The organism is Streptomyces sp. NBC_00539 (genome assembly GCF_036346105.1).
In the GTDB taxonomy this organism is placed as follows: domain Bacteria; phylum Actinomycetota; class Actinomycetes; order Streptomycetales; family Streptomycetaceae; genus Streptomyces.
The window spans coordinates 5671577-5684967 of sequence record NZ_CP107811.1 but is presented as its reverse complement, the minus strand read 5'-3'; the positions used below and the strand labels follow the sequence as shown (position 1 = coordinate 5684967).

General features: G+C 70.6%; 13 protein-coding genes. All 13 read right to left on the bottom strand.

The features are described from left to right. Window positions 1–19: 19 nt before the first annotated feature. A complete protein-coding gene (locus OG861_RS25560) occupies window positions 20–2476 on the bottom strand; it encodes a RelA/SpoT family protein (RefSeq protein WP_329193695.1) in 2457 nt (818 codons plus the stop codon). A 200-nt stretch (window positions 2477–2676) separates the two neighbouring features. Then, complete coding sequence (locus OG861_RS25555) at window positions 2677–3228, bottom strand: adenine phosphoribosyltransferase (protein ID WP_329193697.1); 552 nt, start codon at window positions 3226–3228, stop codon at window positions 2677–2679. Next, the gene (gene secF, locus OG861_RS25550; RefSeq protein WP_329375180.1) at window positions 3225–4280 is read right to left on the bottom strand and encodes a protein translocase subunit SecF; all 1056 of its coding nucleotides are present in this window, start codon (window positions 4278–4280) and stop codon (window positions 3225–3227) included. The genes OG861_RS25555 and secF overlap by 4 nt, the downstream gene beginning before the upstream one ends. Window position 4281: 1 nt before the next feature. Next, a complete protein-coding gene (gene secD / locus OG861_RS25545) occupies window positions 4282–6093 on the bottom strand; it encodes a protein translocase subunit SecD (protein WP_329193698.1) in 1812 nt (603 codons plus the stop codon). Window positions 6094–6246: 153 nt separating this feature from the next. After that, on the bottom strand, window positions 6247–6729 hold the full coding sequence (gene yajC, locus OG861_RS25540) for a preprotein translocase subunit YajC (RefSeq protein ID WP_329193700.1): 483 nt from the start codon (window positions 6727–6729) through the stop codon (window positions 6247–6249). 163 nt (window positions 6730–6892) lie between these two features. Beyond that, entirely contained in the window at window positions 6893–7963 is a 1071-nt protein-coding gene (gene ruvB, locus OG861_RS25535) for a Holliday junction branch migration DNA helicase RuvB (protein ID WP_329193702.1), read from the bottom strand. Window positions 7964–8025: 62 nt separating this feature from the next. Next, window positions 8026–8652, bottom strand: a complete 627-nt coding sequence (gene ruvA / locus OG861_RS25530) for a Holliday junction branch migration protein RuvA (protein ID WP_330261869.1) — start codon at window positions 8650–8652, stop codon at window positions 8026–8028. After that, window positions 8649–9185: a crossover junction endodeoxyribonuclease RuvC gene (ruvC, locus tag OG861_RS25525; protein ID WP_329193706.1), complete on the bottom strand. Its 537-nt coding sequence runs from the start codon at window positions 9183–9185 to the stop codon at window positions 8649–8651. Before ruvC ends, ruvA begins: the two co-directional genes overlap by 4 nt. A gap of 125 nt (window positions 9186–9310) precedes the next feature. Continuing rightward, complete coding sequence (locus OG861_RS25520; protein WP_329193708.1) at window positions 9311–10063, bottom strand: YebC/PmpR family DNA-binding transcriptional regulator; 753 nt, start codon at window positions 10061–10063, stop codon at window positions 9311–9313. Between the two features lie 57 nt (window positions 10064–10120). Continuing rightward, entirely contained in the window at window positions 10121–10711 is a 591-nt protein-coding gene (gene pdxT, locus OG861_RS25515; protein ID WP_329193710.1) for a pyridoxal 5'-phosphate synthase glutaminase subunit PdxT, read from the bottom strand. Then, window positions 10711–11628: a pyridoxal 5'-phosphate synthase lyase subunit PdxS gene (gene pdxS / locus OG861_RS25510; protein WP_030157377.1), complete on the bottom strand. Its 918-nt coding sequence runs from the start codon at window positions 11626–11628 to the stop codon at window positions 10711–10713. The genes pdxT and pdxS overlap by 1 nt, the downstream gene beginning before the upstream one ends. A gap of 158 nt (window positions 11629–11786) precedes the next feature. Continuing rightward, entirely contained in the window at window positions 11787–12326 is a 540-nt protein-coding gene (locus OG861_RS25505) for a hypothetical protein (protein ID WP_329193713.1), read from the bottom strand. Window positions 12327–12387: 61 nt separating this feature from the next. Continuing rightward, window positions 12388–13389, bottom strand: coding sequence for an aminoglycoside phosphotransferase family protein (locus OG861_RS25500; RefSeq protein ID WP_329193715.1), 1002 nt, complete (start codon window positions 13387–13389; stop codon window positions 12388–12390). Window positions 13390–13391 lie beyond the last annotated feature (2 nt).

The window sequence follows — 13391 nt, the reverse complement described above, 5'->3', positions numbered from 1 at the left end:
GCCTTCCGTGCGACCGAGCCTACGGCCGGCGGGCCGAGGTGACGCGGTAGACGTCGTAGACGCCCTCGACGCCACGCACGGCCTTGAGGACGTGTCCCAGGTGCTTCGGGTCGCCCATCTCGAAGGTGAACCGGGAGGTGGCCACCCGGTCGCGGGAGGTCTGCACGGCCGCCGAGAGGATGTTGACGTGCTGGTCCGACAGGACGCGGGTGACGTCCGACAGCAACCGGGACCGGTCCAGCGCCTCGACCTGGATGGCGACCAGGAAGACGGAGGACTGGGTGGGCGCCCATTCGACCTCCAGCATCCGTTCGGGCTGCTGGGAGAGCGAGTCCACGTTGACGCAGTCGGCGCGGTGGACCGAGACGCCGCTGCCGCGCGTGACGAACCCGATGATCGGGTCGCCCGGTACCGGGGTGCAGCAGCGGGCCAGCTTGACCCAGACGTCGTCGACGCCCTTGACGACCACACCCGGGTCGGCGCTGCCGCGGCGCTTGCGTCCGCGCGAGGGCGGGACGCTCTCCTCCATGTCCTCGTTGGCCGCGTCCTCGCCGCCGAGGGCCTGGACCAGCTTCTGCACGACGCCCTGCGCGGCCACGTGGCCCTCGCCGATCGCCGCGTACAGGGAGGAGATGTCGGGGTAGCGCATCTCGTGCGCGAGGGTGACGAGGGAGTCGCCCGTAAGGATCCGCTGGATCGGCAGGTTCTGCTTGCGCATGGCCCGGGCGATGGCGTCCTTGCCGTGCTCGATGGCCTCGTCGCGGCGCTCCTTGGAGAACCAGGCGCGGATCTTGTTGCGGGCGCGCGGGGATTTGACGAAGCCCAGCCAGTCGCGGGACGGCCCGGCGCCTTCGGCCTTGGAGGTGAACACCTCGACCAGGTCGCCGTTGTCCAGGGTCGATTCGAGCGGTACCAGCCGCCCGTTGACCCGCGCCCCTATGGTGCGGTGGCCGACCTCGGTGTGGACGGCGTACGCGAAGTCCACCGAGGTGGCGCCGGCGGGCAGCGCGATGACGTCGCCCTTGGGCGTGAAGACGAAGACCTCGTTGCGGGAGAGGTCGAACCGCAGTGAGTCCAGGAACTCGCCCGGGTCCTCGGTCTCCTTCTGCCAGTCCAGCAGCTGGCGCAGCCAGGCCATGTCGTTGACGGTGTCCTGGCCGGCGCTTCCCTTGGCCGCCTGCGGGACGTCGGTGCGGACCTTGGAGGTGCCCGCGACGGTCTGCTGCTTGTACTTCCAGTGCGCGGCGATGCCGTACTCGGCGCGGCGGTGCATGTCGAAGGTGCGGATCTGGAGCTCGACCGGCTTGCCGCTGGGTCCGATGACCGTCGTGTGGAGCGACTGGTACATGTTGAACTTCGGCATCGCGATGTAGTCCTTGAACCGGCCGGGGACCGGGTTCCAGCGCGCGTGCACGGTACCGAGGGCCGCGTAGCAGTCCCGGACGGTGTCCACCAGGACCCGGATGCCGACCAGGTCGTAGATCTCGGCGAAATCGCGGCCCCGCACGATCATCTTCTGGTAGACGCTGTAGTAGTGCTTGGGCCGGCCGGTGACGGTGGCCTTGATCCGGGCCGCCCGGAGGTCGGCCTGGACCTCGTCGGTGACGATCGCGAGGTACTCGTCCCGCTTGGGGGCCCGCTCGGCGACCAGGCGCACGATCTCGTCGTACATCTTGGGGTACAGGATCGCGAAGGACAGGTCTTCGAGTTCCCACTTGATCGTGTTCATGCCCAGCCGATGCGCCAGCGGGGCGTAGATCTCCAGGGTCTCGCGGGCCTTCTTCTCCTGTTTCTCCCGCTTGAGGTAGCGCATGGTGCGCATGTTGTGCAGGCGGTCGGCGAGCTTGATCACTAGCACCCGGGGGTCCTTGGCCATGGCCACGACCATCTTGCGCACGGTCTCGGCCTGCGCGGCCTCGCCGAACTTGACCCGGTCCAGCTTGGTGACGCCGTCGACGAGCAGGGCGACGGCATCGCCGAAGTCGCGTCTGAGCTGTTCGAGGCCGTACTCGGTGTCCTCGACGGTGTCGTGCAGCAGGCCCGCCATCAGGGTGGCCGGGTCCATGCCGAGCTCGGCCAGGATCGTCGTCACCGCGAGCGGGTGGGTGATGTACGGGTCACCGCTCTTGCGCTTCTGCCCGCGGTGCCAGCGCTCGGCCACCTGGTACGCCTGCTCGATCTGGCGCAGGGTGGCCGTCTCGATCTTCGGGTCGTTGCTGCGGACTATGCGCAGCAGCGGTTCCAGTACCGGGTTGTACGGGTTGGAACGCTGGACCCCGAGGCGGGCGAGGCGGGCGCGCACGCGGTTGGACGACCCGGCGGACTTCGCCGGAGCGGGCTTGACCGGCGGGACCGGCTTGACCGGCGGGGCGGGCCTGACCGGCGGGGCGGGCGGGGGCGTGGCGGCGGCCGCCGCGGCCTGCTCGGCCTGCGGGTCGGGCTGAGCGGCGGAGAGTGGCTGGACCTCGTCTGGCAAGAGCGCTCCTCTGGGGGTCCCCCCGGACGCAGTCCGGAGGAGGATCCGGAGCCCCGGTCAGGTCCGGATAACCCATGGTAGCGAGGGTTGCGTCCCCCCGTTCTCCGAGCCTCCTCCCGGTTCGCGGAACGGTCGCGTACGCGAAAGCGGCGGGTACCCGGGAGATCCCGGGTACCCGCCGCCGCGGCGCCTCGGCGCCGTCAGACCACGATCAGCGCGTCCAGCGGGGCGCCGCCGAGGGCGGGCTCCAGCCTCGCGCGTCCGGGCAGGAAGGACAGCTCCATCAGGACCGCCACCCCCGCGACCTCGGCTCCGGCCCGCCGGATCAGCGAGAGCGAAGCCTCCGCGGTGCCGCCGGTGGCCAGGACGTCGTCGATGACCATGACCCGGTCACCGATCGCGAGGTCCTCCGCGTGGACCTCGATCTCGGCGGTCCCGTACTCCAGGTCGTACGCCTGCCCCAGCGTCGCACCGGGCAGCTTGCCGGCCTTGCGCACCGGCACGAAGCCGATCCCGGCCTGCACGGCCACCGGCGCGGCCAGGATGAACCCGCGTGCCTCCAGCCCGACGATCTTCGTCGCGCCGTACCGCAGCGCCAGCGACGCCAGCGCGTCCGTCAGCGCCGCGAAGGCCTTCGGGTCGGCGAGCAGGGGGGTGATGTCCTTGAACGTCACACCCGGCTTGGGGTAGTCCGGTACGTCCTTGATCCTGCTGAGGAGCAGCTCGCGCACCTCGGGCGTGCACGCGGTCACCGGCGCCGCCTTCCCTGGCCCTGCGCGACGACCTGCGGGCCGTCCTCGGCGTCGGGCCCGTCGTCCGGGGACTCTCCCTTGGCAGCCGCGGCCGCCCGCTTGGCGAGCACCCGCTTGCGCAGCGCCTTCATAGCCGGCTCGCGCTCCTTGAGGTCGACGACCAGCGGGGTCGCGATGAAGATCGAGGAGTACGCGCCGGCCGCGAGACCGACGAACAGCGACAGCGAGATGTCGTTGAGCATGCCCGCGCCCAGGAAACCGCCGCCGATGAACAGCAGCGCGCCGACCGGGAGCAGCGCCACGACCGTGGTGTTGATCGAGCGGACGAGCGTGCCGTTGATGCTGCGGTTGGCGACCTCGCTGAACGTGTAGCGGGTCTGCTTCGTGATGTCCTTCGAGCCCTCCTTGAGACCGTCGAAGACGACGACGGTGTCGTAGAGGGAGTAACCGAGGATCGTCAGCAGACCGATCACGGTGCCCGGCGTGACCTCGAAGCCGACCAGCGCGTACACGCCGACGGTGATGGTGAGGTCGTGGATCAGCGCGACCAGGGCGGCCACCGCCATCCGCCATTCGAAGGCGATGGCGAGGTAGAGCACCACGAGGACCATGAAGATGCCGAGGCCCGTCCAGGCCTTGTTGGCGATCTGCTCGCCCCAGCTGGGGCCGACGAGGTCGGCGTTGATCTGGTTCGCGTCGACCTTGAGGTCGGTGGCGAGCTGCTTCTTCACGCCGGTCGCGTCGTCGGTGTCCAGACCCGAGATCTGGATCCGCATGCCGCCGGTGCCGAGCTCCTGGACGATCGCCTCGTGACCGGAGGCCTTCTTGGCGTCCTCGGTCACATGGGCGACCGAGACGGCCGTCTTCGGGGTGGTGAAGACGGCACCGCCCTTGAACTCGATGCCCATGTTGAGGCCCTGAACGGCCAGGGCCACGATCGCCGTGATGGTGATCAGGATGGAAACGCCGTACCAGAGAAAGCGCTTGCCGACGAAGTCGTATCCGACCTCACCGCGGTACAGCCTGGCGCCGAGATCTCCCAGCTTCGACATCTCACGCCTCCTTTGCGTCGACGGGGGCGGGCACGGCCGTGGCGGTCGCTCCGCCGGCGGTACGACGGGACCGGCGCAGCGGCGGCTTGGCGCCCAGGCGCTTGGGGTCCAGCCCGGACCACGGGTGGCCGCTGGAGAAGAACTTCGTCCGCGCCAGCAGGGTCATGACGGGCTTGGTGAAGAGGAACACCACGACCACGTCGAGCAGGGTGGTCAGACCCAGGGTGAAGGCGAAGCCCTGCACCTTGCCGACGGTGACGATGAACAGCACCGCGGCGGCGAGGAACGACACGAAGTCGGAGACCAGGATGGTGCGCCGGGCCCGCGGCCAGGCACGCTCCACCGCCGGACGCAGGGTGCGGCCCTCGCGGATCTCGTCGCGGATGCGTTCGAAGTACACGATGAACGAGTCCGCCGTGATGCCGATCGCGACGATGGCACCGCAGACGGCGGGCAGGTTCAGCGCGAACCCGATGCCCTTCCCGAGCAGCGCCATGATCGTGTAGGTGAGCAGCGCGGACACCAGGAGGCTGACGATGGCGATGAAGGCCAGACCCCGGTAGTACACGAGCAGGTAGATCACGACGAGCGCGAGGCCGATCGCGCCGGCGATGAGGCCGGCCTGGAGCTGCTCGCTGCCGAGCGCGGGCGTGACGGTGGTGACGCTGTCCTCCTGGAAGGAGAGCGGCAGCGCGCCGTACGACAGCATGTTGCCCAGGTCCTGGGCGGACTGCTGGGTGAAGCCGCCCGAGATCTCGGCGTTGCCGCCGGTCAGCGCCTGGCTCACGGACGGGTCGGAGATGACCTCGCCGTCGAGGACGATGGCGAACTGGTTCTGCGGGGACTGCTTGGTGGCGAGCTCACCGGTGATCTTGGCGAACTTGTCGGCGCCCTTGTCGGTGAACTGCATGGTGACGATCCACTGGGCGCTCTGCGGGTTGATCGCGCCCTTGGCGTTGTCCACGTCCTGGCCGTTGACGGCGGCCGGGCCGAGCACCCACTTGCCCCAGGTGTTACCGCGCTTGCCGCAGGCGAGCGTCGGGTCCTCGGGCTTGACGTCCTTGCCCACCGTGGCGCGCTGCTTCTCGTCGTTGCAGTCCAGCGCGGCGAACTTCGCCTGCAGGTCCGCGACGGCGGCGTCGGCGCCCGACGGGGTCGGGGCCGGGGTCGGCGCCTTGTCGTCTGCCTTCTTCGACTCGCTCGCCGAAGGCGAGGGAGAGGGGGCGCCCGGGGCCTTGAGGGCCTCGCTGAGCACACGTCCCTGGGAAGTGGCGCTGGACGACGGGGTGGCCGAGGAGCCGGGCTTGCCGTTCTCCGCCTTGGGGGCGCCGGAACCGCTCGCGGAGGGGCTCGGTGCACCGCTCGTGGAGGGGCTGGGCGTCCCCTGCGGGGTGATCGGGGCGCCGTCGGCGAAGGCCAGGACAGGGCGGAAGTACAGCTGGGCGGTGGTACCGACCTGCTCGCGCGCCTGCTGCTCGTTCATCCCGCGGGGGATGTTCACGATGATGTGGTCGCGGCCCTGCGTCTGGACCTCGGCCTCCGAGACGCCGAGACCGTTGACGCGGCGCTCGATGATGCCGACCGCCGTGTTCATGTTGGTCTCGTTGACCGCGTCCGGCTTGCCGGGCTCGCTCTTGGCCTTGAGCGTGATGCTCGTGCCGCCCGCGAGGTCGATGCCCAGCCGGGGCGTCGTCTGCTTCGTGAGGAACATCCCCGCGGTGAGCGCCACCATCGCGATCAGGATGATGGCCAGGGCGCGCCCCGGCCTCCCCTGAGCCCCCGTGGGCCGCCGGCCCTTCTTCGGTGCTGCCACCTTGTCGTATCTCCCTGTCCAACCGCCCCGCGCCGGGTCAGCGCGCGGACGGCCACGAAATGTGTGGTGGGGACCCCTGCCCCCCGCAGAAGTGTCGCTGACGGGGACCGCGCCGGCCGCCGGTCAGGCGCCGTCGCGGTCCCCGGCCGGTCGCTACTTGGCGCCGGCCTCGCCGTCGGTCTTGCCGTCCTTCGGCTCGTCGCCCTTGGGCTCGTCCTTCTTGCCCAGGTCGAGCTTGGGAGCTTCGTCCTGGTCCTTGGAGAGGTCGGTCTTGACCGGCTCGTCCGTCTCGCCCGCGGTCAGCGAGGAGGCGTCGTCCGGTACGACCGGCGCGTCGCCGACCGGCTCATCGGTGATGCCGTGGACGATGCGGTTGTACTCCGCGTCCTCCAGGACCGCGCCGATGGCGTTCTTGGCGTAGATCGCGTGGACACCGGGGGCCACCTCGAGGGTGAGGGTGTCGTCGCCGATCTCCTTGACGGTGGCGTACATGCCGCCGATGGTGCGGACGCCGGTGCCGGGCGTCAGGTGCTCGCGCATCTGCGCGGCGGCCTGCTGCTTCTTCTTGGCGGAGCGGGTCATCAGGAACATCGCCCCGATGAGCACGATGAATGGGAGGAGCATGCCGATATTCACGGGACGAAGATCCTTCGCACGACCGCGCGGGAGGCGGCCTTTTCTACGGGGGTGGGCATACCGACCCGAAGGGTCGGCATCGGCGGAGTCTAGGCGAGTCCGCACCGATGGAACAACGCCCAGCATGGCACCGCGGTTCCTGGGCGGTCGAACCTCCGCGCCGTCACGCCCCGAACAAGCCCTGTTGTCCGCTTGATCCACTGCTTGATCCACCGGCTCCCTGCCCGGGCGGGACAAGGCCCAGGTGAGCCCATGCGGCGGGGGTCGCGACCCGCCCGCGCGGGGTACGCGCCAGCAGCCCCTCGCGGACCAGGAAGGGCTCGGCGACCTCCTCGACGGTCTCGCGTTCCTCACCGACGGCGACGGCGAGGGTCGACAGGCCTACGGGTCCGCCGCCGAACAGCTTGAGCAGCGCCTCCAGCACGGCCCGGTCCAGCCGGTCGAGGCCGCGCGCGTCCACCTCGTACACCTGGAGGGCGGTGCCGGCGATCTCCCGGGTGATCACTCCGTCGGCCCGCACCTGGGCGTAGTCCCGGACCCGGCGCAGCAGGCGGTTGGCGATGCGCGGGGTGCCGCGCGAGCGTCCGGCGATCTCGGCGGCCCCGGCGGTGTCGATCTCCACGTCGAGGAGGCGGGCGGAGCGGTGGATGACGCGTTCCAGCTCCTCGGGGGCGTAGAACTCCATGTGCCCGGTGAAGCCGAACCGGTCCCGCAGCGGCGGCGGGAGCAGCCCGGCGCGGGTGGTCGCGCCGACCAGGGTGAAGGGCGGCAGCTCCAGGGGGATCGCGGTCGCGCCCGGGCCCTTGCCGACGATCACGTCGACGCGGAAGTCCTCCATGGCCATGTACAGCATCTCCTCGGCGGGCCGGGACATGCGGTGGATCTCGTCCAGGAAGAGCACCTCGCCCTCCTGCAGGGAGGAGAGGATCGCGGCGAGGTCCCCGGCGTGCTGGATGGCGGGGCCGGAGGTGATCCGGATGGGCGCGCCCATCTCCGCCGCGATGATCATGGACAGGGTGGTCTTGCCGAGGCCGGGCGCACCGGAGAGCAGGACGTGGTCGGCGGTGGCGCCGCGCTGGCGGGCCGCCTTGAGGACGAGGTCCAGCTGCTGGCGGACCTTCTCCTGGCCGACGAACTCCCCGAGGTCCTTGGGGCGCAGGGCCGCCTCGACGGCGGTGTCCTCGCCGTCCGCCGCCGCCGCGACAATGCGGTCGCTCTCGTCGTCCCAGTTCACGGTGTCAGTCTGCCTTCTCGGTTCGTACGGTGATCATCGTCCCGCCCGCGGCGGTGTGCGGGTCAGCGGGCCCGGTTCAGGGACTGCAGGGCGGCGCGCAGCAGCTGCGGGACCGGCGCCGAGCCGCCCGCGGCGAGGGCGGCCTCGGCCTGCGGGGTGACGGCGGTGACGGCTTCCTCGGCCTCGCGGGAGGCGTAGCCGAGGCCGATGAGGGCGGCGGAGAGCTGCTCCGTCCAGGGCGCGGGGCCGGTGGCGGCGGCCCGCTGGGCCCCCACGACGGCGCCCAGCGGCGCACCCAGCTTGTCCCTGAGCTCCAGCAGCAGCTTCTGCGCGCCCTTCTTGCCGATGCCCGGCACCGCCATCAGGGCCTTCTCGTCGCCCGTGGAGACGGCCAGGCGCAGGGCGTCGGGGCTGTGGACGCCGAGCATGGCCTGGGCGAGCCGGGGACCGACCCCGCTCGCGGTCTGGAGCAGCTCGAAGACCTGACGTTCGTCGTCGTCGGCGAAGCCGTACAGGGTGAGCGAGTCCTCCCGTACGACCAGGGACGTGGCCAGCCTGGCCGTCTCCCCCAGCCGCAGGCCGGCGATGGTGGCCGGCGTGCACTGGACGGCCATGCCCACTCCCCCGACCTCGATCACGGCCAGGGCGGGGGCGAGGGCGGCGACCGGGCCGCTGACGAACGCGATCATGAGGGGCGGCCTTTCACGGCGGAGGCATGCAGGGCGACCGCCTGCTGGAGGCGGTTTTGGGCGGGGGCCCGCCAGATGTGGCAGATGGCGAGCGCGAGGGCGTCGGCGGCGTCGGCCGGTTTGGGCGGGGCGCTCAGCCGCAGCAGCCGGGTCACCATCGACCCGACCTGCGCCTTGTCGGCCCGGCCGGAGCCGGTGACGGCGGCCTTGACCTCGCTCGGGGTGTGCAGGGCGACCGGCAGGCCGCGCCGGGCCGCGCACAGCATGGCGACGGCACTGGCCTGGGCGGTGCCCATCACCGTGCTGACGTTGTGCTGGCTGAAGACCCGCTCCACGGCGACGACTTCGGGCCGGTATTCGTCCAGCCACTCCTCCATGCCGCGTTCGACGGCGACGAGCCGCAGCCCCAACTCGGCGTCGGCGGGCGTCCGCACGACCCCCACTCCGAGCATGGTGAGGGGACGGCCGGCGACCCCCTCGACCACGCCGACACCGCACCGCGTCAGCCCCGGGTCCACACCGAGTACGCGCACCTCGCCCTCCCCCCTCTTTCGCTCGCCTGTCCGTGTGCAGGCTATCGGGCCGCACTGACATGACGACGGGCCGACGGGGTGTGTCCCCGTCGGCCCGTCACCACACGCTGGGCGGAAGCGAAGTCCTACGCGTCGACCTTCTCCATGACCTCGTCCGAGACGTCGAAGTTGGCGAAGACGTTCTGCACGTCGTCGCTGTCCTCCAGCGCGTCGATCAGCTTGAAGATCTTGCGCGCGCCCTCCTCGTCGAGCTCGACCTGCATGGTCGGGACGAAGCTGGAGTCGGCCGAGTCGTAGTCGATGCCCGCCTCCTGGAGCGCGGTCCGGACCGCGACCATGTCGGTGGGCTCGCTGATGATCTCGAAGGTGTCGCCGTTGTCGTTGACCTCTTCGGCCCCGGCTTCGAGCACCGTCTCCAGGACGTCGTCCTCGGTGAGCTCGCCCTTGGGCAGCAGGACGACGCCCTTGCGGTTGAACAGGTACGAGACCGAGCCCGGGTCGGCCATCGAACCGCCGTTGCGGGTCATGGCGACGCGGACGTCGGAGGCGGCACGGTTGCGGTTGTCGGTGAGGCACTCGATGAGCACCGCGACACCGTTCGGGCCGTAGCCCTCGTACATGATCGTCTCGTAGTCGGCGCCGCCGGCCTCGAGGCCGCCGCCGCGCTTGACCGCGGAGTCGATGTTCTTGTTCGGGACCGAGCTCTTCTTGGCCTTCTGAATGGCGTCGAAGAGCGTCGGGTTGCCGTCGATGTCGGCGCCGCCCATCCGGGCCGCGACCTCGATGTTCTTGATCAGCTTCGCGAAGAGCTTGCCGCGCTTGGCATCGATCACGGCCTTCTTGTGCTTCGTCGTAGCCCATTTAGAGTGGCCGGACATCCGCCTGTCTCCTTCGCGTCACCAACAGTGTTCGTCACCGATCCTACCGGGACCTGATTACAGCCCCGCGCGCACCATGTCGACGAAGTACGCGTGAACGCGGTCATCGCCGGTGAGTTCCGGGTGGAACGAGGTGGCCAGCACGTTGCCCTGCCGCACGGCGACGGTGTGGCCGTCGTACGTGGCGAGCACCTCGGCGGCCGCGCCGACCGACTCGACCCACGGGGCACGGATGAAGACGCCCTCGACGGGGCCGCCCCCGATGCCCGCGAAGTCGATCTTCGCCTCGAAGGACTCGTTCTGCCGCCCGAAGGCGTTGCGGCGCACGATCATGTCGATGCCGCCGAGCGTCTCCTGGTCCTCACGGCCGTCCAGCAGCTTGTCCGCGAGCATGATCATGCCCGCACAGGTGCCGTAGACCGGCATCCCGGCCCGCACGCGCTCGCGCAGCGGCTCCAGCATGCCGAACAGCACGGCCAGCTTCGACATGGTCGTGGACTCGCCGCCGGGGATGACCAGGGCGTCGACCTCGGTCAGCTCCTCGGGACGCCGGACCGGCCTGGCCACGGCGTCCGCCGCGGCCAGGGCGATCAGGTGCTCCCGTACGTCGCCCTGCAGAGCCAGGACACCGATGGTGGGAGTCGTCATTACCAGCCCCGGTTGGCGTAACGCTCGGCCTCGGGCAGGGTGTCGCAGTTGATGCCGACCATGGCCTCGCCCAGGTTGCGGGAGGCGTCCGCGATGATCTTCGGGTCGTCGTAGAAGGTGGTGGCCTTCACGATGGCGGCGGCGCGCTTGGCCGGGTCGCCGGACTTGAAGATGCCGGAACCGACGAAGACGCCCTCGGCGCCGAGCTGACGCATCAGGGCGGCGTCGGCCGGGGTGGCCACGCCACCGGCGGAGAACAGCACGACGGGGAGCTTGCCGAGCTCGGCGACTTCCTTGACCAGCTCGTACGGGGCGCGCAGCTCCTTGGCGGCGGCGTACAGCTCGTTGTTGTCGAAGCCGCGCAGCTTGGCGATCTCGTTCTTGATCTGGCGCAGGTGGCGGACGGCCTCGACGACGTTGCCGGTACCGGCCTCGCCCTTGGAGCGGATCATGGCCGCGCCCTCGGCGATGCGGCGCAGGGCCTCGCCGAGGTTGGTGGCACCGCAGACGAAGGGGGTGGTGAACGCCCACTTGTCGGAGTGGTTGACCTCGTCGGCCGGGGTGAGGACCTCGGACTCGTCGATGTAGTCGACGCCGAGGGACTGCAGGACCTGGGCCTCGACGAAGTGGCCGATGCGGGACTTGGCCATGACGGGGATCGAGACGGCCTCGATGATCTCTTCGATCATGTTCGGGTCGGACATGCGGGCGACCCCGCCGTCCTTGCGGATGTCGGCCGGGACCCGCTCCAGGGCCATGACGGCGACGGCGCCGGCGTCTTCGGCGATCTTCGCCTGCTCGGCGTTGACCACGTCCATGATCACGCCGCCCTTGAGCTGCTCGGCCATGCCGCGCTTGACGCGGGAGGTGCCGATAGCCGACTCAGCGGACTGCGGGGTGGAGGGAAGCGTGCTCACGGATTGACCTCACTCGAAGGAAGAAGGGTGCTGCGGTACTACAGCACTGAGGAAACCCCCCGCGTCCAGTCCACTGCAAGGGCCAATGAGGAGCCGGTGGCTCCTTCCGATTTGGCCATCCGGTACAAGTACGCACGCCGACGGGTCCCCGGCAGCCCTCAGGGGCGGTCGGCGAGGTCCGCGGGCGGCTCGTCGTCCATCTCGAAGGCGAGCGGGAAGGGGGCGTGGCCCGCCAGGCGGAACCAGCGCACCTTGCGGTGCCTGCGCAGGGCCCGGGCGGCCCGCACGGCGTCGTTGTGGAAGCGCCGGGCCATCGGCACCCGGCGCACGGCCGCCGCGAGCTCCTCCGCGGCCGCCACCCCACCGGGCGCCGCCTTCACCGCATCGACCTGGTCCGCGTCGGCGAACACCGCGCGCAGCGCCTGGCTCAGCTCGCTCTCGGCCACCTCGCGCTGCTCCTCCTCGGCCTGCCGCGCCGCGTGCGCCGCTTCGTACAGCACCAGCGAGGACGCGGGGTCGAGCACCCCGGAGGTGGCCACCTCCAGCACCACGGAGGCCCGCCGGACCAACTGCGCGTCGAGCGCGGCCCGCGCGGCGTCCATCCGCGAATGCAGCCGGTCGAGCCGCCCGGCGGTCCAGCTCAGGTACACGCCGACGACACCGAGCGCGAGGACGATCCAGACAAGGGTTTCGATCACGGACCGCGAGCCTACCGCCCGGCCACACTACGCATGCCCGGCCTCCGGCTCGAGGCTCTTCTCAGGCCGCTTGACGGCACACTGCCGCCTCGATCTCGCCGGGGTGAAGCACTGCAGACGCGTGCTCGCCCCAGTGCGGGGCCGCTGCGGCCAGCTTGTCCGCGAGCTGCCGCGAGAGCTCCAGCCTGACCGCGGCATCCTGCTCCCCGGCGATCCGCCGCCCCCAGCGCACGGTGTCCACCACAGCGGACTTCACCGCCTCGTAGGCAAGGTAGTACTCGAGATCGGCCCTCCAGCCCTGGCGGTACCCGTCGGGAACCTGCCGCTCCCACCCCTGTGCCACCGCGCGCCGCTCGGCCGGTCCGTAAGCCATCTTGTGCAGGTGATCGGCCAGTTCGTACACGGGGTCACCCCACAGAGCGAGCTCCCAGTCCAGGAGTGCGATTCCGCCGTCCTCGGTGACGATCATGTTCTGTCGGTGGATGTCCGCGTGCAGGAGCCCGAAGCGGCGTCCCCTCAGATCGCGCACCCTGTCGCGCAGCGTCCGACAGGGGTCCGCCGGGACCCCGAGGGCCCGGTAGAGCCCTTCGACTCGATCGTCCGCCCGCCCGCGGATCACCCCTACCAGCTCCAGCAGACGCTCGGCGAAACCACGCGCATCGCCGTCCGCCGGCCAGTCCGGCGGGGTGGTGGGCAGCGCGGACCGAGGCACCCGGGACAGCTCGCCGAAAAGGCCCACGATGCCCCTCGCCACGGTCTCGGGCAACGGCTTGCCCTCGGGCACCAGCTCGTCGACGCGGCGCCCGGCGACGAACCGGTGGATCTGGAACGCGGGATCGGCGCCCTCGTACAGCAGTCGCGGAGCCGACGGCACCCAGGGGGCGATCGCCGCCAGCACCTCCGCCTCCGGCCACAAGGTCAGGTCCATGGGCTCGGACTTGCCCGTGCGGATGCGTACGACGACCGGTCCGCTGTCCGCCTCCACCCTGACGTTGCGGTGGTAGTGCCCCGACAGGGCCGCACCCCGCTCGCAGGCTTCCTTGTACAGGGCGATCGGGTCCATGG